Annotated in this window: 20 protein-coding genes; 15 read left to right on the forward strand and 5 right to left on the reverse strand. The window is 63.5% G+C overall.

What is annotated here, in order from left to right; translation table 11 throughout:
• Nucleotides 1-66: 66 nt before the first annotated feature.
• Nucleotides 67-720 (reverse strand): fructose-6-phosphate aldolase, encoded by a 654-nt coding sequence (gene fsa, locus ACFMPD_RS07235; protein ID WP_380993126.1) that lies wholly within the window; start codon nucleotides 718-720, stop codon nucleotides 67-69.
• Between the two features lie 89 nt (nucleotides 721-809).
• Between fsa and ACFMPD_RS07240 the strand changes: the two genes are divergently transcribed.
• Nucleotides 810-3,005 carry a primosomal protein N' gene (locus ACFMPD_RS07240; protein ID WP_380993127.1) on the forward strand — a complete coding sequence of 732 codons (2,196 nt, stop codon included), beginning with the start codon at nucleotides 810-812 and terminating at the stop codon, nucleotides 3,003-3,005.
• Nucleotides 3,006-3,020: 15 nt separating this feature from the next.
• Here ACFMPD_RS07240 and hemN read toward each other — a convergent pair whose 3' ends face one another.
• Nucleotides 3,021-4,376, reverse strand: a complete 1,356-nt coding sequence (hemN, locus tag ACFMPD_RS07245; protein WP_380993128.1) for an oxygen-independent coproporphyrinogen III oxidase — start codon at nucleotides 4,374-4,376, stop codon at nucleotides 3,021-3,023.
• A gap of 61 nt (nucleotides 4,377-4,437) precedes the next feature.
• Between hemN and fnrL the strand changes: the two genes are divergently transcribed.
• Nucleotides 4,438-5,184, forward strand: a complete 747-nt coding sequence (gene fnrL / locus ACFMPD_RS07250; RefSeq protein WP_380993129.1) for a transcriptional regulator FnrL — start codon at nucleotides 4,438-4,440, stop codon at nucleotides 5,182-5,184.
• A 180-nt stretch (nucleotides 5,185-5,364) separates the two neighbouring features.
• Complete coding sequence (locus ACFMPD_RS07255) at nucleotides 5,365-5,619, forward strand: GlsB/YeaQ/YmgE family stress response membrane protein (RefSeq protein WP_380993130.1); 255 nt, start codon at nucleotides 5,365-5,367, stop codon at nucleotides 5,617-5,619.
• Nucleotides 5,620-5,669: 50 nt separating this feature from the next.
• Here the strand turns inward: ACFMPD_RS07255 and ACFMPD_RS07260 are convergent, their stop codons facing one another.
• A complete protein-coding gene (locus ACFMPD_RS07260) occupies nucleotides 5,670-6,509 on the reverse strand; it encodes a universal stress protein (RefSeq protein WP_380993131.1) in 840 nt (279 codons plus the stop codon).
• 202 nt (nucleotides 6,510-6,711) lie between these two features.
• On the opposite strand from ACFMPD_RS07260, the gene ccoN reads away from it, so the two are divergent.
• From ccoN to ACFMPD_RS07320, 12 genes are all read left to right on the forward strand, one after another.
• Complete coding sequence (gene ccoN, locus ACFMPD_RS07265; protein ID WP_380993132.1) at nucleotides 6,712-8,319, forward strand: cytochrome-c oxidase, cbb3-type subunit I; 1,608 nt, start codon at nucleotides 6,712-6,714, stop codon at nucleotides 8,317-8,319.
• A 14-nt stretch (nucleotides 8,320-8,333) separates the two neighbouring features.
• Nucleotides 8,334-9,059 (forward strand): cytochrome-c oxidase, cbb3-type subunit II, encoded by a 726-nt coding sequence (gene ccoO, locus ACFMPD_RS07270; protein WP_380993133.1) that lies wholly within the window; start codon nucleotides 8,334-8,336, stop codon nucleotides 9,057-9,059.
• A 9-nt stretch (nucleotides 9,060-9,068) separates the two neighbouring features.
• Nucleotides 9,069-9,278 carry a cbb3-type cytochrome oxidase subunit 3 gene (locus ACFMPD_RS07275; protein WP_380993134.1) on the forward strand — a complete coding sequence of 70 codons (210 nt, stop codon included), beginning with the start codon at nucleotides 9,069-9,071 and terminating at the stop codon, nucleotides 9,276-9,278.
• Nucleotides 9,275-10,150, forward strand: a complete 876-nt coding sequence (gene ccoP / locus ACFMPD_RS07280) for a cytochrome-c oxidase, cbb3-type subunit III (RefSeq protein ID WP_380993135.1) — start codon at nucleotides 9,275-9,277, stop codon at nucleotides 10,148-10,150. The genes ACFMPD_RS07275 and ccoP overlap by 4 nt, the downstream gene beginning before the upstream one ends.
• Nucleotides 10,151-10,539: 389 nt before the next feature.
• Complete coding sequence (locus ACFMPD_RS07285; protein ID WP_380993136.1) at nucleotides 10,540-11,583, forward strand: fatty acid desaturase; 1,044 nt, start codon at nucleotides 10,540-10,542, stop codon at nucleotides 11,581-11,583.
• Between the two features lie 244 nt (nucleotides 11,584-11,827).
• Complete coding sequence (gene ccoG / locus ACFMPD_RS07290) at nucleotides 11,828-13,258, forward strand: cytochrome c oxidase accessory protein CcoG (RefSeq protein ID WP_380993137.1); 1,431 nt, start codon at nucleotides 11,828-11,830, stop codon at nucleotides 13,256-13,258.
• 3 nt (nucleotides 13,259-13,261) lie between these two features.
• The gene (locus tag ACFMPD_RS07295; protein ID WP_380993138.1) at nucleotides 13,262-13,720 is read left to right on the forward strand and encodes a FixH family protein; all 459 of its coding nucleotides are present in this window, start codon (nucleotides 13,262-13,264) and stop codon (nucleotides 13,718-13,720) included.
• 6 nt (nucleotides 13,721-13,726) lie between these two features.
• On the forward strand, nucleotides 13,727-15,907 hold the full coding sequence (locus tag ACFMPD_RS07300; RefSeq protein WP_380993139.1) for a heavy metal translocating P-type ATPase: 2,181 nt from the start codon (nucleotides 13,727-13,729) through the stop codon (nucleotides 15,905-15,907).
• Between the two features lie 18 nt (nucleotides 15,908-15,925).
• The gene (gene ccoS, locus ACFMPD_RS07305; RefSeq protein WP_380993140.1) at nucleotides 15,926-16,084 is read left to right on the forward strand and encodes a cbb3-type cytochrome oxidase assembly protein CcoS; all 159 of its coding nucleotides are present in this window, start codon (nucleotides 15,926-15,928) and stop codon (nucleotides 16,082-16,084) included.
• 167 nt (nucleotides 16,085-16,251) lie between these two features.
• Nucleotides 16,252-18,744 carry a GcvT family protein gene (locus tag ACFMPD_RS07310; protein ID WP_380993141.1) on the forward strand — a complete coding sequence of 831 codons (2,493 nt, stop codon included), beginning with the start codon at nucleotides 16,252-16,254 and terminating at the stop codon, nucleotides 18,742-18,744.
• A 106-nt stretch (nucleotides 18,745-18,850) separates the two neighbouring features.
• Complete coding sequence (locus ACFMPD_RS07315; protein ID WP_380993142.1) at nucleotides 18,851-19,606, forward strand: hypothetical protein; 756 nt, start codon at nucleotides 18,851-18,853, stop codon at nucleotides 19,604-19,606.
• A gap of 123 nt (nucleotides 19,607-19,729) precedes the next feature.
• On the forward strand, nucleotides 19,730-20,371 hold the full coding sequence (locus ACFMPD_RS07320) for a Hint domain-containing protein (protein WP_380993143.1): 642 nt from the start codon (nucleotides 19,730-19,732) through the stop codon (nucleotides 20,369-20,371).
• A gap of 8 nt (nucleotides 20,372-20,379) precedes the next feature.
• Here ACFMPD_RS07320 and ACFMPD_RS07325 read toward each other — a convergent pair whose 3' ends face one another.
• A complete protein-coding gene (locus ACFMPD_RS07325; protein ID WP_380993144.1) occupies nucleotides 20,380-20,826 on the reverse strand; it encodes an EF-hand domain-containing protein in 447 nt (148 codons plus the stop codon).
• Nucleotides 20,823-21,161 (reverse strand): carboxymuconolactone decarboxylase family protein, encoded by a 339-nt coding sequence (locus ACFMPD_RS07330; protein ID WP_380993145.1) that lies wholly within the window; start codon nucleotides 21,159-21,161, stop codon nucleotides 20,823-20,825. The genes ACFMPD_RS07325 and ACFMPD_RS07330 overlap by 4 nt, the downstream gene beginning before the upstream one ends.
• Between the last annotated feature and the right edge of the window lie 5 nt (nucleotides 21,162-21,166).

Consider the following 21,166-nt stretch of genomic DNA (forward strand, 5'->3'; position numbering starts at 1 on the left):
AATGACAACAGGCGGCATCCGCGACGGGGCGATAGCGCCCATCGCGGATGCCGATCCGCGTGGCATTTACAGGATTTTCTGTCCGGTCTTGGCCCAGTCCGCCATAAAGGCGTCCAGCCCCTTGTCGGTCAGCGGGTGGCTGGCCAGCGCCTTGATCACGCCCGGCGGCGCGGTGATCACGTCGGCGCCGATGCGCGCGCTTTCGGTGACATGGTTCACCGTGCGGATCGAAGCGGCCAGGATCTGGGTGTCAAAGCCGTAATTGTCATAGATGGTGCGGATGTCGGCGATCAGGTCCATGCCATCCAGGTTGATATCGTCCAGCCGCCCGATAAAGGGGCTGATGAATGTCGCGCCCGCCTTGGCCGCCAGCAGTGCCTGATTGGCCGAGAAACACAGGGTGACATTGACCATGTGGCCCTCGTCGGTCAGCACCTTACAGGTTTTCAGCCCGTCCCAGGTCAACGGCACCTTGACGGCGATATTCTCGGCGATCCCGGCCAGCTTGCGGCCTTCGGCGATCATCTCATCGGCTTTCAGGGCGACCACTTCGGCGCTGACCGGGCCATCGACCAGGTCGCAGATTTCCTTGGTGACCTCGAGGATATCGCGGCCCGATTTCAGGATCAGCGACGGGTTCGTGGTGACGCCGTCCACCATGCCCAGATCGTTCAGTTCGGCGATGGCGTCGATTTCGGCGGTGTCGACAAAGAATTTCATGGCGCGCGGTCCTTTGGTGGGTTGGCCTTGGTTCCCGATGGCTTTACCCCAAGAGCCGAGATGCTGAAACCCCCGAGAGGCAAGCCGCGGTGAGCCAGCCGGAATTCTTCGATCAGGGCGCGCTGGTGGCGGTTCTGACCACGCAGCCGCTGGACCGGCTGCTGGATTACAAGGCGCCCGAGGGCGGTTGTTTGACAGGTGCCTTTGTCGAAGTGCCATTGGGCCCGCGCAAGGTGTTGGGCGTGGTCTGGGGGGCGGGGCAGGGCGATTTCGACCTGTCCCGCATCCGCTCGGTCATCCGGGTGCTGGACGCGGCGCCGATGCGCGACGAAATGATGACCTTTCTGACCCGCGCCGCCGATTACACGCTGACGCCGATGCCGGCGATGCTGCGGCTGGCGACCCGGGCGCCGGGGCTGAGCGATCCGCCCTCGATGCGCAAGGTCTATCGGCGGGGGCAGGGCGAACCGGACCGCATGACCGATGCGCGCCGCCGGGTGCTGGCGGTGCTGCAGGATTATGGCGGCCTGTCCTTTACCCTCAAGGAACTGGCCGAAATGGCCGGGGTCACCGCGTCGGTGGTCAAGGGGCTGGTGAAACAGGGTGCCGTGGCCGAGCTGGACCGTCCGCGCGATCTGCCCATGCCGCCGCTGGACCCGGACCGTCCCGGCAAGGCGCTGACCGACGATCAGGCGGCGGCGGCGGATCACATGCGGACGGCGCTGCGCAGCCGGACTTATGGCACCACGCTGCTCAAGGGGGTGACCGGGTCGGGCAAGACCGAAGTCTACCTGGAGGCGGTGGCCGAATGCCTGGCACAGGGGCGACAGGCGCTGGTCCTTTTGCCCGAGATCGCGCTGACGGCGGAATTCCTGACCCGGGTCGAGGCGCGGTTCGGCGCGCGTCCCGCCGAATGGCATTCCGGCGTCACCCTGACCGAACGGCGGCGGGTCTGGAAGATGGTCGGTCAGGGCAACGCGCAGCTGGTGGTGGGCGCAAGATCGGCGCTGTTCCTGCCGTTTCAGCATCTCGGCCTGATCATCGTCGATGAGGAGCACGACACCAGCTACAAGCAGGAAGACGGGGTGCTGTACAACGCGCGGGACATGGCGGTGCTAAGGGCGGCAATCTGCGGCGCCCGTGTGGTTCTGGCCAGCGCCACGCCCAGTCTGGAAAGCTGGGCCAACGCGCAGTCCGGAAAATACGGCATGGTCGAACTGACGGCCCGGTTCGGGGCCGCCGTGATGCCCGAGATGCGTGCCATCGACATGCGGGCCGAAAAGCTGCAGGCCGGCAGCTGGATTTCGCCGAGCCTGCGCATGGCGGTGCAGGACCGGCTGGCCAAGGGCGAACAGGCGATGCTGTTCATCAACCGACGCGGCTATGCGCCGGTGACCCTGTGCCGGGCCTGCGGTCAGCAGGTCGGTTGCGATCACTGCGATGCGCGCATGGTCGAGCACCGGTTTCTCAAGCGCCTGATGTGCCATCAATGCGGCGAGACGCGACCGATCCCGACCGTCTGTCCGGCCTGTGGCGCCGAGGATCGGCTGGCCCCGGTCGGCCCCGGCGTAGAACGGCTGGGCGAAGAGGCGGTGGCACTGTTTCCCGATGCGCGGATCGCGACGCTCAGTTCCGATCTGTTTGGCAGCGCCCGGGCGCTGAAGGCCGAGATCGAAAAGATCGCGGCGGGCGAGGCGGATATCATCATCGGCACCCAACTGGTTGCCAAGGGGCACAACTTTCCGCTGTTGACGCTGGTTGGGGTGATCGATGCCGATCTGGGGCTGCAGGGCTCGGATCTGCGCGCCGCCGAGCGCACGTTCCAGCTGATGCGCCAGGTGGCGGGGCGCGCCGGGCGGGCGGAACGGCCCGGCACCGCGCTGTTGCAGACCTTTCAGCCCGAACACCCGGTGATCCGGGCGATCCTGTCCGGCGACGAGGACGGATTCTGGCGCGCCGAGGCAGCCGAGCGCGAGGTCGCCGGCGTGCCGCCTTTTGGCCGCATGGCCGGGATCATCCTGTCCGGCAGCGACGTGGCGCAGGTGTTCGATCTGGGCAATGCGCTGGCGCGGGCCGATGCGCCGCTGCGCCGGATCGGCGCACAGGTCTTCGGACCGGCGCCTGCCCCGATCGCGCGCATCCGCGGCCGCCACCGGGTGCGCCTGCTGGTCAAGGCCGCCAAGGGCGCGCCGCTGCAAGAGGCGCTGGCCGCTTGGATTGCGCCATTTCGCCCAAAGGGCGATCTGCGGCTGAATGTCGATATCGACCCGCAGAGCTTTTATTGACCCCGGCCGGTCGGGTCAGATCGCCGAACTGTGCCCCGCCTTGCTGAGGTCATAGGCATCAAAGCTGCGCGCGATCATGCGGGTCAGCGCCCGCGCCTCGGGCGGGATTTCGACGCCGTTGCGGGTCATCGCCAGAATGCCGGGGAAATCCTGACTGGCCTGCGAGAACATCCGGTCCAGCTCGGTGCGGTCGATGGCAAAGCGCGTGGTGATCTCGTCGCTGTCGATGCGGAAATCGCACATCAGAGCCTCGATCATGCGCGCCCGCAGCGTATCCTGACCACGGAACCGGTGACCGCGCGTCGTCGAGAACCGGCCCTCGCGGATGCGGCTGGTATGGGCCGAGGTGGCCGGCGCATTCTGAGCAAACCCCTGCGGAAAGCGCGAGATCGCCGACGCACCGACACCGATCAGCACCTCGGAGGTATCGTCGGTATAGCCCTGAAAATTGCGCCGCAGCCGGCCCAGGCGCTGGGCCCGGGTCAGCCCGTCGCCCTTTGTGGCGAAATGATCGATGCCGATCTCGGCGTAGTTGTCCCACAGGAACAGCTTGCGCGCGGTCTCGAACAATTCCAGCCGTTCCTGCGGTGTCGGCAGGGCGTCAGACGGGATCAGTTGTTGCCGCTTGGCCATCCACGGCACATGCGCATAGCCATACAGCGCCACCCGGTCGGGATTGAGCGAAAGCAGCTTTTGTACGCTTTCTGTCATCCGCGCCTGGCTCTGATGCGGCAGGCCGAACAGGATATCGGCATTCAGGCTGGGCACGCCGCGGTCGCGAATCATTTCGACCGCATTGCGGGTGATGTCATAGCTTTGCAGCCTGCCAATGGTCTGCTGAATTTCCTCGTCGAAATCCTGCACCCCGATCGAGGCCCGGTTCAGCCCCGCCGCCGCCAGCGCGTCCATGCGCGGGGCGTCGATTTCATTGGGGTCGATCTCGACCGAGAATTCGGCATTCGGGGCCAGCGGCGCCACCGCTGCGATGGCCGCCGCGAGGTCGCTCATCATGTCCGGGCTGAGCAGCGTCGGTGTGCCGCCGCCCCAGTGCAGGCGCGACAGCTGCACGCCCTGGGGCAAACTGCCGGCCAACAGCCGCAATTCGGCCTTGAGGGTCTCGAGATAAGCCCGCACCGGTGCGTCGCTTTGGGTGCCCTGGGTGCGGCAGGCGCAGAACCAGCACAGACGCCGGCAGAACGGCACGTGCAGATACAGCGAGATGCGGGCACCTTCAGGTATTTGCGATATCCAGGTCGCATAAAGTTCGGGCCCCACATCATTGCTGAAATGGGGCGCTGTCGGGTAGCTTGTGTAGCGGGGTACTTTGGCGTCAAAGAGTCCCAAATCGGCCAATTGTGATTTCGTAACCATCCGTTTAGGGTAGGCGAGATTGAAAACTGCGAGCTTTGACCCAGATCAAGTTGTGAAAATGATGAACGCGCCTGGACAGACAATGAGCGTAAACTGCACGGAATGCCCCATCCGGCACCGGGCGGTCTGCGCGCGCTGTGAAAGCGACGAATTGGTGCGTCTGGAAGAGATCAAGTACTATCGCAGCTTCGAGGCGGGGCAGACCATCATCTGGTCCGGCGACAAGATGGACTTCGTCGGATCCATGGTGTCTGGCATCGCGACCCTGACCCAGACCATGGAGGACGGGCGGACCCAGATGGTAGGCTTGCTGTTGCCGTCGGACTTCGTCGGCCGGCCCGGACGCGACGGCGCCGCCTATGACGTCGTGGCGACCACCGACATCGTCATGTGCTGTTTCCGCAAGAAGCCGTTTGAACAGATGATGCGGGAAACGCCCAGTATCGCCCATCGCCTGCTGGAGATGACGCTGGACGAACTGGACGCCGCGCGCGAATGGATGCTTGTGCTGGGGCGCAAGACGGCGCGGGAAAAGATCGCCAGCCTGCTCAGCATCGTCGGGCGGCGGGACGCCTCGCTGCATCCCGATTCCGGCCCGATCGGCCCGATGGTGTTCGACCTGCCTCTGACGCGCGAGGCCATGGCCGACTATCTGGGCCTGACCCTGGAAACCGTCAGCCGTCAGATGTCGGCACTGAAAAAGGACGGGGTCATCAGCCTGAAGGGCAAGCGCCACGTCACCGTGCCCGACATGGCGCGATTGATGGAAGAGGCCGGCGACGACGCAGATGGCGGGTTTTTGGGCTGAAACCCGCGCCCCACACCAGTATTATTTCGAGCAAGGCAAGTCTTTTCCCGGCAGGGGCCGGGGCTGAAAGCGTGACCTGTGGGCCATTGGCCGCTTCGGACGGGTGCGGCCGCGGCATGACGGCTTGTCTCGGTTGTGCGGCGATGTCAGCATGGCAAGACATTACAAACGGAGGTCGGGATGCAATTTGAAAGTTTGATCGCGATGCTACTGGTTGGCGCCATTGCCGGCTGGATCGCCGGCAAGCTCATGAAGGGCCGGGGTTTTGGCCTGATCGGCAACATCATCGTCGGAATCGTCGGTGCGTTTCTGGCCGGGCTGATCTTTCCGGCGCTGGGGTTCTCGGTGGGCGGCGGGCTGATCGCATCAATCTTTCACGCCACTATCGGAGCTGTGATCCTTTTATTCCTGATCCGGCTGGTCAAACGCGTCTGAGCCGAGATCGCGGCGCCTTGGCCGATGGCGCCGATGGATGTGGCTTGCGGCTAATGTGCCATAAAGACCGGCACAGCGGATTTCTCCAGCATGTTGCGGGTGGCGCCGCCCAGAATCGCTTCGCGAAAGCGGGAATGGCCATAGGCGCCCATCACCATCATGTCCGCCGATGTATCCGTGGCGTGCCGGTTCAGGATATCGGACACCCGGTTCATCGTCTTGCCCAGAACGTCGATCTCGCATTTGATCCCGTGCCGTGCCAGCATCTGCGACAACAGCCCGCCGGGATCCGAGCGTTCCGGCCCGTGCGATGGCGGATCGATCACCACGATGCGCACCAGGTCGGCGTTGCGCATAAACGGCAGGGCGCGGCGGATCGCGTTCAGAGCCTCGACGCTTTCGTTCCAGGCCGCCAATATCGTACGCGGCTGACTGAGAGGTTGATAGTCGTCCGGCACCACCAAAACCGGGGCGTGTCCTTCGAACAGGGCCGCTTCGACGATCGGCTCGACTTCGGCGCCACGGTCCTCGCCATAGGGGCGGGGCATCACGACAAGGTCCGAAAATCGCGCGTGATGCGCGACATGTCGCCCCAGATCCGCAATCTGCGCCACGCCGTCATCCGCCGACCAGCGCACCCCGGATTTACCCAGAACGGCGTTGGCATGCGCCAGGATTTCGGCCGCCTCGGCATTGGCGCGTGCCAGGGTTTCCTGCAGCACCATGGCGTTGGCTCCGGCATAATAATAACCGGTTTGGGTGCGATCCACGCCCAAACACAGCGCTTCGGCGTGCCCATCCTGAGCCTCGGCCAGCGCGATGATCTGGTTCAGTGGAGCGGCTGCGATTCCGGGATCTGTCAGCACGGTCAGCAACGATTTATAAGCCATTTGGACCTCGCAGTTGGCAATCCCGGTCTGGCCAAGCCGACGGGATGTTGTACCATGAGGACTGTCATAGAAACGCTGCTGGCGTCTTGATGCAGATCAATGCGGAATTTTCACGTAATTCGCATTAAGCGGCCAGTCTTACCTAGGGGCGCGGCTGTCGAGTCGCGCCCGTGACGCATACGGACGAAAAAAGGGACGCAAAATGTCGAACTACATCAAGCTTATCGCGCTTGGTCTCGTCACGCTGGTTGCGATGATCGGGATCAACTATGCGCGTGATACGGCTTACATGGTCCATGCCATCATCGTGATGCTTGTGGCCGGTGGCCTTTTCCTGTGGACGCTTCGCCGGACCGACGAACACAAAGATGTCGTCGATAATTCGGGCGAATACATGGACGGTGTCATTCGCGCCGGGGTCATCGCGACATCACTTTGGGGGGTCGTCGGGTTTCTCGTCGGCGTGATCATCGCGTTTCAGCTGGCCTTTCCGCAGCTCAATTTCGAGTGGGCGCAAGGTTATGCCAATTTCGGACGTCTGCGGCCGCTACATACTTCGGCGGTGATCTTTGCCTTTGGCGGCAACGCCCTGATCGCCACCTCGTTCTATGTCGTCCAGCGCACCAGCGCGGCGCGCCTGTGGGGCGGAAATCTGGCGTGGTTCGTGTTCTGGGGCTATCAGCTGTTCATCGTGCTGGCCGCGACCGGCTATCTGCTGGGGGCGACGCAGTCCAAGGAATACGCCGAACCGGAATGGCATGTCGATCTGTGGCTGACCATTGTCTGGGTCGCTTATCTGCTGATCTTTCTGGGCACCATCATCCGCCGCAAAGAGCCGCATATCTACGTGGCCAACTGGTTCTATCTGAGTTTCATCGTCACCGTGGCGATGCTGCACCTGATCAACAACATGGCGGTGCCGGTCTCGTTCTGGGGTTCGCGCTCGATCGCGCTGTTCTCGGGGGTGCAGGACGCCATGACGCAATGGTGGTACGGGCATAACGCCGTGGGCTTCTTCCTGACTGCCGGCTTCCTGGGCATGATGTACTATTTCGTACCGAAACAGGCGGAACGTCCGGTGTTCAGCTACAAGCTGTCGATCATCCACTTCTGGGCGCTGATCTTCCTGTATATCTGGGCCGGTCCGCACCACCTGCACTATACCGCGCTGCCGGATTGGGCCGCGACCCTGGGGATGGTGATGTCGATCGTGCTGTGGATGCCCAGCTGGGGCGGCATGATCAACGGCCTGATGACCCTGTCGGGCGCCTGGGACAAGCTGCGCACCGACCCGGTGATCCGCATGATGGTGATTTCCATCGGGTTTTACGGCATGTCCACCTTTGAAGGTCCGATGATGTCGATCCGCTCGGTCAACAGCCTCAGCCACTATACCGACTGGACCATCGGCCACGTGCATTCCGGTGCGCTGGGCTGGAACGGCATGATCACCTTTGGCGCGCTGTACTATCTGGTGCCCGCCCTGTGGAAGCGCGAGCGTCTGTACTCGCTGTCGCTGGTCAGCTGGCATTTCTGGCTCGCCACGATCGGTATCGTTCTCTATGCGGCATCGATGTGGGTGACCGGCATCATGGAAGGCCTGATGTGGCGCGAAGTGGACGCCAACGGCTTCCTCGTGAACTCGTTCGCCGACACCGTGGCAGCCAAGTTCCCGATGTATGTGGTGCGTGGACTGGGGGGGCTGATGTTCCTGACCGGTGCCGTGATCATGTGCTACAACCTGTACATGACTGTCAGACGAGCGCCGGCCAAAGAGGCCGACCTCTCTGTCGCAGTCCCGGCTGAATAAGGAGGGTTGAAAACATGTCAATCCTGGACAAGCACAAGGCCATCGAGACCAACGCAACCCTTCTTCTGGTGCTCAGCTTCTTTGTCGTGACCATCGGCGGTCTGGTACAGATCGCGCCGCTGTTCTGGCTGGAGAACACCATCGAAAAGGTCGATGGCATGCGACCCTATTCGCCGCTCGAACTGACCGGGCGCGAGATATACATCCGCGAAGGATGCTATGTCTGCCACAGCCAGATGATCCGTCCGATGCGCGACGAGGTCGAACGCTATGGCCATTACAGCCTGGCGGCCGAGTCGATGTATGACCACCCGTTCCAGTGGGGATCGAAACGCACCGGGCCGGATCTGGCCCGTGTCGGTGGCCGGTATTCCGATGAATGGCACGTGGACCACCTGCGCGATCCGCAGTCGGTGGTGCCGGAATCGGTGATGCCCAAATACGGGTTCCTCGAGCGCAAGCTGATCGAGCCGACCTATATTCGGGATTTGCTGGTGGCCCAGCAAAGGGTCGGCGTGCCCTATACCGACGACATGCTGGTCAACGCCATGGGGGATTTCCTGGCTCAGGCCGATCCGGACAGCGACTATGACGCCATGCTGGAACGCTATCCGGGTGCGCAGGTGCGCAACTTTGACGGCCAGCCGGGGATTTCCGAGGCCGATGCGCTGATCGCCTATCTGCAGATGCTGGGCACGCTGGTCGATTTCTCGACCTTCACGCCCGACGCAAGCCGCTAGGAGGGCAAGATGGAAGAATATACTCTCCTGCGTCAGTTTGCGGACAGCTGGATGCTGCTGCTGCTGTTCGCCTTCTTTGTCGGAGTCGTCCTGTGGGCGTTCCGGCCCGGCGCCAGCAAGACCTACAAGGACACGGCGAACATCCCGTTTCGCCATGATGACAAACCCGCCCCGGTTGGGGGGGACATTCCCGCCACATCCAAGGAGGCGCGGTCATGAGCGACAACGACAGCAACAAGAAGAGCGAACAGGGTCACGGCACGACCGGTCACAGCTGGGACGGTATCGAGGAATGGGATAACCCCATGCCGCGCTGGTGGTTGTGGTCGTTCTATGCCTGCATCGTCTGGGCGGTGCTCTATACGATTGCCTACCCGGCCTGGCCGTTGATCAACGGTGCCACCGCCGGCGTTCTGGGCTGGTCCACGCGCGGCGAGGTCGCGGCCGAGATCGCCGCCGTCGAAGAGGCCAATGCGGCCATCAACGACCGGCTGGCCAGCGCCGAGCTGGGATCGATCGCCGATGACGCCGAACTGGGAACCTATGCGGTCTCGGCCGGCGGCGCGGTGTTCCGTACCTGGTGCGCCCAGTGCCACGGTTCTGGCGCGGCGGGGGCCAAGGGCTATCCCAATCTGCTGGACGACGACTGGCTGTGGGGCGGCGATGTCGAGGCCATTCACACCACCGTCAGCCATGGTATCCGCAACGAGGACGACGACGACGCGCGCTATTCCGAGATGCCGGCCTTTGGCGCTGATGAAATCCTTGATGGCGAACAGATCGACGCGGTGGTGAACTATGTCATGTCGCTGTCGACCACGCCGCCGAATGCGGAACAGGTCGCGGCGGGCGCCGAGATCTTTGCCGACAATTGTGCGGCCTGCCATGGCGAGGACGCAGGCGGTGACCGCGAACAGGGGGCACCGAACCTGTCCGATGCCATCTGGCTCTATGGTGGCGATTACGACACGCTGGTCGAAACCGTGACCTACAGCCGCTATGGCGTGATGCCGGCCTGGAGCCAGCGACTGAGCGAGGCCGAGATTCGCGCGGTCACGACCTATGTGCACCAGTTGGGCGGCGGCGAGTAACCGCCCCGCATCAGAAACTTCCGGGCGGCCACTGGCAGCCCGGAAGCCCGGCACCGGCTTTTCGATCTGTTCGCGCGTATCCTGAAAAGCTGGTGCCTTTGGTTTTTCCTGATACGGGATGGCCGGGACAAGAACCGGATCGCGGCCTGAACGAAAAATTCCCGATCACAAACCCTGGTCACACGCCGGCAGCCCGGATGATGACACCGGCCCGGGTTCACGCGTCAAATCATCGCGGAAACAGGTGTTTATGGCGATTTTCCGGCGTTTTGTTAACCACTTGGTAGCCGCGTTGACGACAAAGTTTGTCGCGATTTTGCAGAAACCGCTTGCCATGGGCAGGGGCTCGTATATCGGGGTGGACTATAACAATCCGACACGGCAGGCGCATGAGCATTTCCGATCCCGGCGATCCGCAAGACGCTGGCGCCACCGCGCCGCATGACTGGGTTCGAATCCTGGTCAAATACCGCGAACCGCGGCTGTCTCGCAGCCTGTTCGAATTGACGGTCAGTCTTGTCCCCTTCCTGCTGCTCTGGGCGTTGGCCTGGTGGTCCCTGTCGGTCAGCTATTGGCTGGCGCTGGGCATTTCGGTGATCAATGCCGGTTTCCTGGTCCGTCTTTTCGCCATCCAGCATGATTGCGGCCATGGCGCGTTCTTCGAGAACCGCCGGCTCAGCGACTGGATCGGGCGGATTCTGGGAGTTCTGACACTGACGCCCTATGCCGTTTGGCGGCGCACCCATTCGATGCACCATTCCGCCGCCGGCAATCTGGGCCGCCGCGGCATTGGCGACGTGCACACGCTGACGGTCGCGGAATACCGCGCGCTGTCGCCCCTGTGGCGATTCCATTATCGCCTGTACCGGCACCCCTTTACCCTGTTCGGCTTGGGGCCGGGTTATATCTTCTTTCTGCAGAACCGGCTGCCGATCGGTCTGATGACGGCGGGCTGGCGCTATTGGATCAGTGCCATGGGCACCAATCTGGCCATCTTCGCCGCCTTGGGAACGATCTATTATTTCGGGGGGCTGGCGCCGTTGTTGCTGGTGTTTCTGCCCACGACCCTCGTTGCCGCCTCGATCGGGGTCTGGCTGTTCTATATCCAGCACCAGTTCGAAGAGACCAGTTGGAACCGGGAAGAAGAGTGGCAGTTGCATGACGCCGCCCTGCATGGCAGCTCTTATTACGACCTGCCCACCGTGCTGCGCTGGTTCACCGCCAATATCGGGGTGCATCACGTGCATCACCTCTACAGCCGCATCCCGTTCTATCGTCTGACCGAAGTGCTGCGCGATCACGAGGTTTTGACCCGCCTCAATCGCATGACGCTGGCCGAAAGCTTTGCCTGCAGCCGGTTGCACCTGTGGGACGAGAATCGCCGGCGCCTGCTGTCGTTCCGGCAGGCCACCGCACTTTACGGCGCGCCCTAGCCGGCGCCCGTGAGGCCCCGCGGAACATCGTGACAGACTGACGCGTTGTTTCGGTTGCGGTTGCCTCTCCCGACCGGCGCGACCATGATCCCCCATGGGGAGGCAGCCCGGGCGCTGCTGCAAGTCCTATGGTGCCATGTCGTAAAACATTACTGTCCGATGCCCTTTTTGACTCATATCAAAGTTTGCATGCGACGCATCTGTGAAAAGTCCCCAGACAAGGCCCATCAACCGGAGTGAGTCCGTGAGCAGTACAGAACCAGCCCCCAGCCTTTTTGCCGCGCGTGAGCCGATCTTTCCGAAACGTGTCTCAGGTCCGTTCCGCAGTCTGAAATGGATCATCCTGGCGGTGACTTTGGGCATCTATTACATCACGCCCTGGATTCGCTGGGACCGCGGCCCCAGCCTGCCGGATCAGGCGGTGCTGCTGGATCTGGCCAATCGCCGGTTCTATTTCTTCTGGATCGAGATCTGGCCGCACGAGTTCTATTTTGTCGCCGGTTTGCTGATCATGGCCGGGCTGGGTCTGTTCCTGTTCACGTCGGCACTGGGCCGGGTCTGGTGCGGCTATGCCTGTCCGCAGACCGTCTGGACCGACCTGTTCATCCTGGTGGAACGCTGGATCGAGGGCGACCGAAACGCCCGCCTGCGTCTGCACCGGCAGAAAAAGATGGATGCCCGCAAGCTGCGCTTGCGCCTGACGAAATGGATCGTCTGGCTGCTGATCGGGTTGGCCACGGGCGGGGCCTGGGTGTTCTATTTCGCCGATGCGCCGACCCTGTTGCGCGATCTGCTGACGCTGAACGCCCATCCGGTGGCCTATTCGACTGTCGCGGTCCTGACGGCGACAACCTTCTTTTTCGGCGGGTTCGCCCGGGAACAGATCTGTATCTATGCCTGCCCCTGGCCGCGCATCCAGGCCGCGATGATGGACGAGGACACGCTGGTCGTGGGCTATCGCGAATGGCGCGGCGAGCCGCGCAAGAATTCACCTGCGGTCAAATCCGGCGAAACCCAGGGCGACTGCATCGATTGCATGGCCTGCGTCAATGTCTGCCCCGTCGGGATCGACATCCGCGACGGCCAGCAACTGGAATGCATCACCTGTGCACTGTGCATCGACGCCTGCGACGACATAATGGCAAAGATCGGCAAACCGCGCGGGCTGATCGATTATATGGCGCTGTCCGACGAAACCCGCGAACGCAGCGGCAAGCCGCCGGTCAATATTTGGAAACACATCCTGCGGCCGCGTACGATCATGTACACCACGCTGTGGTCGCTGGTCGGTATTGGCTTGGTGTTCGCACTGTTCGTCCGGCAGGACATCGAGATGACGGTCGCGCCGATCCGCAATCCGACTTTTGTCACCTTGTCCGATGGCTCGATCCGCAACACCTATGATGTGCGCCTGCGCAACAAGAACGGCGACCCGCGCCAGTTCCGGCTGACCGTGTTCGGTGATCCGACCCTGCGCATCCAACTTGAGGGAACCCCCTATGACTCGCTGCAGGTTCCGGCTGACACGGCCCTGCTTCAGCGTGTATACGTTGTTTCGCCCGGCCAGTCCGAACCCTCGAAGGCCGAACGCACGGATATCCGGTTTTGGGTCGAGGATCTGAGCAATGGCGACCGGGCCTACAAGGACACGACCTTTAACGGCAAGGAGAACTGACCGATGGCCCAGCGCGAGTTCACTGGCAAGCATGCAGCGGCCGTGTTCATTGGCGGCTTTGGCGTCATCATCGCGGTGAATATTGCCCTGGCCTATAGTGCGGTCTCGACCTTTCCGGGGCTCGAGGTCAAGAACTCGTATGTCGCCAGCCAGGAATTCGATGCCCGCCGCAACGCCCAGCAGGCGCTGGGCTGGTCGGTGCGGGCGGATGCGCGCGACGGGCGGGTGATCCTGTCGATCACCGATGAGCAGGGGGCGCCGGTGAAAGTGGCCAAGCTGACCGCCGTCCTGGGCCGCGCCACCCATGTCAAAGAGGATTTCGAGCCGGAATTCGTCTTTGACGGCAAGGCCTATGTAGCGCCGGTCGAGCTGGGGGCCGGCAACTGGAACATCCGGCTTGTGGCGCGCGCGGCAGATGGCACCGAATTCACCCAGCGCGTCATCCTGCACGTTCGGGGCTAGACCGCAATGACGGCGCCCCTGTCCCCTCCGTCCGCGGCGGCCTGTCCGGGCTGCCTGGCGGCACCGGCCGAGATGGTTACCGAACCGCCGAAACAGGCGCGCATCGCCCTGTCCCTGCCGACGATCCACTGTCAGGCCTGCATCTCGGCGGTCGAGCGCGGCCTGAACGCGCATCCGGGCATTCGCGGCGCGCGGGTGAACCTGACCCTGAAACGGGCGATGATCGATGCCGAGGACGGCGTCGATGCGCGCGATCTTGTGGCGTTGCTGGACGAGTTGGGATACGAGGCGCACGAGTTGGACCCCGGCGCGCTGAGCGCCACCCAGGCCGACCGGGCCGGGCGCGACCTGCTCATTCGGCTGGCGGTGGCCGGGTTCGCCTCGATGAACGTCATGCTGTTGTCGGTCTCGGTCTGGTCCGGGGCCACGGATGCAACGCGCGACCTTTTCCACTGGATTTCCGCCGCCATCGCTTTGCCGGCCATCGCCTATGCGGCGCAGCCGTTCTTTCGCAATGCCTGGGCGGCGCTGAGCGCGCGGCGGCTGAACATGGACGTGCCGATCGTTCTGGCGATTGTTCTGGCGCTGGCGACTTCGCTCTGGGAAACCTCGCTGTCCGGCGCGCATGCCTATTTCGACGCGGCGCTGACCCTGACCTTTTTCCTGCTGGCCGGGCGCTATCTGGATTTCCGCACCCGCGCGGTGGCCCGGTCGGCGGCCGAGGAACTGGCGGCGCTCGAGGTGCCACGAGCAATCCGGATTGCCGATGGGCGGGAAAACGAGATAGCGGTGGCTGACCTGAGTGTCGGCGATCTGGTTCTGGTGCGCCCCGGCGGGCGCATGCCGGTGGATGGCGAGGTCGTGACCGGGCAATCCGAACTGGACCGCTCGCTGCTGACCGGCGAGACGCTGCCGGTCTTTGCCGGGCCGGGGCAGGCGGTCAGCGCCGGCGAGGTCAACCTGACCGGCCCGCTGACGATAAGGGCCAGTGCCGTGGGGCAGGATACCTCGCTCCACCGCATGGCCGATCTGGTGGCGATCGCCGAGAGCGGACGCTCGCGCTATACCTCGCTGGCGGATGCGGCGGCCAAGCTTTATGCACCCGGGGTGCATATCCTGTCGGCTCTCAGCTTTGTCGGCTGGTATCTGTGGTCCGGCGATTTGCGCGTCGCGCTGAACATCGCTGCCGCCGTTCTGATCATCACCTGTCCCTGCGCGCTGGGGCTGGCGGTGCCGGCGGTGACGACGGCGGCCTCGGGGCGTTTGTTCCGACGCGGCATGCTGATCAAGCACGCCACCGCGCTGGAGCGTCTGGCCCAGGTCGACACGGTGGTTTTCGACAAGACCGGCACCCTGACCGCTGGCACACCCGAGCTGACCAACCTGGGCGATTTTTCCCGCAGCGATCTGCGCGTGGCGCTGGCGCTGGCCGAGGGGTCGGCGCATCCGTTGTCGGTCTCGCTGGCCCGCGCCGCGCGGGCCGCCGGCATCAGACCCGCCGATCTGAGCGATCTGACCGAAATTCCCGGACACGGCACCGAGGCGAGTCATCAGGGCCGCCGGGTTCGGTTGGGCCGGGCCGCCTGGGTTGGCGCCGAACAGGGCGCGCAGACGGCTGCCTGGTTGTCTCTGGGCGACGCGCCGGCGCGGCCGTTTCTGTTCTCGGACGCGCTGCGCCCGGGCGCGGCCGAGGCTGTTGCTGCCCTGCAGGCTGCCGGCAAGACCGTATTGCTGATGTCGGGCGACTCGACCGGCGCGGTCGCGGAACTGGCGGGGCGCCTGAACATCGACAACTGGGTCGCCGAGGCCCTGCCGCAGGACAAGGCCGCGCGGGTGGCTCAGTTGAATGACGCGGGACACCGGGTGCTGATGGTCGGTGACGGGCTGAACGACACGGCAGCGCTGGCAGCGGCACATGTATCGATCTCGCCCGCCAGCGCGCTGGATGCGGCGCGGGTGGCCTCGGATATCGTGCTGCTGGGACAGGACCTGTCGCCAATTGCCGACGCCTGCGCCACCGCGCAAAAGGCGACCCGGCGGATCCGCGAGAACTTTCGCATTGCGACGGTATATAATATAATCGCGGTGCCTTTGGCGGTGGCCGGTCTGGCAACACCGCTGATCGCCGCGCTGGCGATGTCGACCAGTTCGATCACGGTGTCGCTGAACGCGCTGCGTCTAAGATAACCTGTATGAGGTAACGACATGTCGGTCCTGGCCTATCTGATCCCGATCTCGCTGACTCTGGGGGCGGTCGGCTTGGTTGCCTTTGTCTATACGGTGCGCAGCAACCAGTATGACGACCCCGAGGGCGACAGCCGCCGCATCCTGTCCGATGACTGGGACGATCACCCGAAACCATGAGCCGCGTGAACCCGACGCGGTACCGAGGCCGGTTTTGCGGTCGACGAATGCGCCTGTGTCTGCTCTGAGGTCGGTTTTGTGCGGATTTGCGTCGGAAGGATTTTGCACGCTTGACCGCGGACGGGCATAAACCGGATCTAACAGACTCAATCCGGAGAGTGGCCCCAATGAAAACCCACGTCAAAGCACTGGTTGTCGGCGGCGGTGCCGTCGGAACCTCGATCGCCTATCACCTGGCCCGGGCCGGGTGGGATGACGTGATGCTGCTGGAGCGCGACGAGTTGACCAGCGGCTCGACATGGCATGCCGCCGGCTTGCTGCCGCTGTTCAACATGTCCTATGCCACGACGCATATTCACCAGTATTCGGTCGAATTTTACAAAACGCTCGAAGAGGAAACCGGCCTGAACGCCGGATTTGCCGTGGTCGGCAACCTGCGCATGGCGCAGACCGATGCGCGCATGGACGAATACATGCTGTACGCTTCCACTGCCGAAACCTGCGGTGTGCCCTATGTCTTTCTGACCCCGGACGAAATCAAGGCGCGCTGGCCGCTGATCCGTACCGAGGATCTGAAAGGCGCGCTGTATCACCACACCGACGGCTACATCAATCCCGCCGACGTCACCATGGCGATGGCCAAGGGCGCGCGCCAGCGCGGTGTCGCGATCGAGCGCAAATGGCAGGCCGACGCGTTTCACTGGAACGGCGCGGCCTGGGAGGTCACCGCCACCAAGATGGTCGAAAAGGGTGGCAATCTGGTGCCCAGCGACGAACAGGTGGTGATCACCGCCGAACATGTGGTGACCGCCAGCGGCAACCATGCGCAGCGCACGGCCCGCATGCTGGGCATCAAGATGCCGGCGATCCCGGTCGAGCATCAGTTCATCGTGATGGATCAGGACCCGGCGCTGGTCGAATGGCGCAAGGCCGGCAACCCGGAACATCCGGTGATCCGCGACGCCGACGCGCAATCCTATGTGCGCGAAGAACGCGGCGGCTGGATCCTGGGCGTTTATGAAAAGAACGCGCCGGCGCGGTTCGAATATGGTGTGCCCGACAGTTTCCGGGCCGATTTGTTCCAGCTGGATCTGGAACGGATCGAAGACCAGTACATGGCGATGAACCATCGCATGCCCAGTGCCGAGGATTGCGGGCTGAAAGACGATTTCAACGGCCCGATCTGCTATACGCCCGACGGCAACCCACTGGTCGGTCCGGCGCCGGGCCTGCGCAACATGTGGCTGGCCGAAGGTTTCAGTTTCGGCATCACGGCAGCCGGCGGCACCGGCTATTATCTGGCGCAGATGATGGTCGAGGGCGAAGCCGAGATCGACATGGCCAGCCTGGATCCGAAACGCTATGGCGACTGGATGACCACCGAGTTCGCCGCGCGCAAGAACGAGGAATGCTACGACCACGTCTATATCCTGCACCACCCGGACGAGGAACGCCCGGCCTGCCGCCCCCTGCGCACGTCGCCCGCCTATGACCGGCAAAAGGCGCGCGGTGCGCAGTTCGGTTTCGTCAATGGCTGGGAGCGGCCGAACTATTATGCGCCCGAAGGGTTCAGCGACCATGACAGCCGCAGCTTTCGGCGCGGCGGCTGGTGGCAATATGCCGTGGACGAAGCCCGCGCGATCCGCGAGGGCGTCGGGCTGATCGACGCCACCGCCTTTACCAAACATGTGGTCAAGGGACCGGGCGCGACCGCCTTTCTGGACTGGTTCACCTGCAACAAGCTGCCCAGTGTCGGGCGGATCAACCTGACCTATGCGCTGACCGATGCGGGCACCACGCGCACCGAATATACCATCGTGCGCTTGGGCCAGGATGAATATTACCTGGTGTCCGCCGGTGCCTGGACGGCCTATGACGCCGATTTCCTGCGCAAGGCGGCGGCCGACAAGATGGACGAATTCGGCTATATCGAAATCCAGGACGTGACCACGCAATGGGGTGTCTTTGCCATTGCAGGGCCGAAAACGCGCGACGTTCTGAACGAGATCGTCAGGGATGCCGACCCGTCCACGGTGCTGTCCAACAAGCGTTTTCCGTGGCTGACCATGCGCAATATCGAACTGGGCATGTGCCCGGTGCGCGCAATCCGCGTGGCCTATACCGGCGAGTTGGGCTGGGAGCTGCATCATCCGATCGAGATGCAGAACTATCTGTGGGATCAGCTGATCGCCGCTGGCGAAAAGCACGGCATGAAACTGGTCGGCGCACGGGCGCAGAACTGGCTGCGGCAGGAAAAATCCTATCGCGCCTTCGGCACCGAGCTGGGCCGCGACGCCACTCCGCTGGAGGCCGATCTGCCGCGTTTCGTGGACCTGTCCAAGGAATTCAACGGCAAGGCGGCGATGCAGGCCAAGGGCATACGTTCCAAATGCGTCACCCTGCTGATCGACGGTCCCGACGACGCCGACCCCTGGGGGCGCGAGGCGCTGTATCAGGGCGACACGCGGGTCGGGCGGCTGACCTCGGGCGGCTATTCGGTGCATTTCGGCAAGAGCATCGGCATGGGCTATGTGTCGCCCGATCTGGCAACGCCCGGCACCCGGCTGCAGGTCCGGATGCAAAACCGTCTGTGGGATGCCGAGATCGTGCAGGACAGCCCGTATGATCCGGAAAACGCGACGATCCGCATCAACGGCTAAGACCCCGCCCGCCGGTCCATTGGCAACCGGCGGGCAAAACATCTGTTCGCGACTCGCCTGAACGGGTATACTGAGCCAGTCCCTGCCTCAGCGGATCGGGAAGCGGATGTTTGACACGCTCGACACCAGAGCCCTGTTTGTGGCCGCCGTCGTATTCTTGGTGGCGTTGGCGGTGGCCTATCTGCTGAAACGGTTCCAGATCACCGACAGCATCGGGTTCATCGCCATCGTGGTGCTGCCGCTGGCCGCCTATGGCATCGTGTCGGGCTATGTGTCGAAACTGTCCGCACCGGGCGGATGGGCGGCGGAATTCCGGGAAATCGCCGGCACGCAGATCAAGCCGTCGCGGCTGGTCGACGAGGTGCAGGATCTGGACATCATCGAAAAGGCCGGACTGGACGCGCTGCGCGAGGCGCGCGAGGGGCTGGAACCCGGCAAGCCTGTGGCGATCTCGTTGCGGCTGGGGCGCAGCGGCTATTACAGCGAGCAGGCCATCGCCACCTATATCCGCGCTTTTCTGACATTCGATCCGAATCTGACGGTGATCTTTATCGAGGCTGACAATGGCCGGTTCGTCGCCTCCAGCAATGGCATTGCGGTGCTGGCGGCGCTGGAATTGCAGGATTACGACCGCCGGTTTGTTCAGGCGCTGGAAAGCTCGGACCTGCTGGCGCTGCGCCGCTTGGTGGTGTTGACCACGAATTCGGTGGATGCCGAGACCACCAATGCCCAGGCGTTGCAGATGATGGTCGCCGATGGTGTCGATGCCATCGTCAAGACCGATGCCGCCGGCATGGCAGTGGGGCTGGTGCGGCGCGACGAGATCATTTCGCGGCTGATGGTGGAACTGGCCCGCGGCTAAGCCGCAATCGTCTAGAATTTTCCGCATTTTTCCGGCCTGATCGCGATGGCCTCAGGCAATTCTTCGCAGTTTTGCCGCAATCTGGCGCCAGCGTGATGAAATCGGCTGCAGGAATGGCGGGACATGAGCTTTCAGGGCGAAATACAGGCGGATGGCAGGCTGAAGACCGCGTTTCGCGGCGGTCTGGCCGAGGGCACGAATCTGCGCACGCCCTGTGGTTTGCGCCGGATCGAGCTGATCCGGCCGGGCGATCTGATCGTCACCCGCAGGGATGGGTTGCTGCCGGTACGCCTGGTTTGGCAGCGCGAGGTCAGCGGTCCGGACATGGTGCAGGATATTTCGCTGGCGCCGGTGCGGCTGAAACCGCGCGCGATCGGCCCCGGCGCGCCGCAATCCGAATTGCTGTTGGCGCCGGATCACCGGGTGCTGGTGCCGGGTTTCAAGATCGAAGGACAGGCCCGCGACAAGCCGGGCCTGGTTCGGGCGCAGGAACTGGCCGGCACCTGTGCCGAGATACAGACCGTGTGCGGCTTGCAGACCATGCGCTATTTTCAACTGGTATTTGACCGCCATGTCGTGCTGGCCGCGAACGGGTTGCCGGTCGAAAGCTTTCTGGCCAACCCGGCCGCGGTCGCGGCGCTGAGCGACGAAATGCGCACCGCGCTGGTGAACCAGTTTCCCCATTTGCGCCAGCAACCCAACGGGTATCCGCTGACCGGGTATCCTATCACGCGCCGGATCCAGTACTTGCCCTACGCGGACTGAGCCGGGCGCTATTTCAGCCGGCCGCCGAAATCCGTCGTGCTGATGACGCCGTCGCGGTCCCGGTCAAAACCGGCCATCCAGTCCGCGGTGCGGTCCCGGAACTCGTCGCGCGACACCGCTCCATCGCCGTTCACGTCGTTGAATGGCAGCGTCAGTCCCTGATTCACCGATTTCATCGGACCCTTGCCATGCCCGCCGGCATTCTCGGCCATATCGGCCTGCCGCGTCATATCGAAAAGCTGGTACTCGGTGGTATCCAGCAGGCCGTTCTCGTCCTGATCGAACATGGTGAAGAGTTCGGCACGTTTCTGCGTGGCTTCCTGCAACGTCACCTGCCGGTCGCCATCCTGATCCCAGTTTTCGATGAAATGCGCCCCCGGTTGGCCCTGTTGTGCGATCGCCGGGCCGGCCAGACCCAAGGCCAGCAGAGCGGCCCCGATCCACCGGGGGCTCATGCGGCCACCAGTTCGTCGTAGCATTCCAGCGCCTTGGCCGCATACATCATCGACGGTCCGCCGCCCATCTGGACACACATCCCCAGCACATCCGCCAATTCTTCGCGGCTTGCACCCAGTTTGAACAGGGTTTCGACATGCAGCGAGATGCAGGGCTCGCAGCGCACGGCAACCGAGATGCCCAGGGCGACGAATTCCTTTGTCTTGTAGTCCAGAGCGCTGTCCTGCTTGACGGTCTTGCTCAGCGCGCCAAAGGCGCGAGCAGTTTCGGGGATCGCGCCGTTCAGGTTGCGCAGGCCCGCACGGGTGCCGTTCAACTTGTCTTGCCAGGTCATCAGGT

It is taken from the genome of Sedimentitalea sediminis, assembly GCF_042687825.1.
Classification (GTDB): domain Bacteria; phylum Pseudomonadota; class Alphaproteobacteria; order Rhodobacterales; family Rhodobacteraceae; genus Sedimentitalea.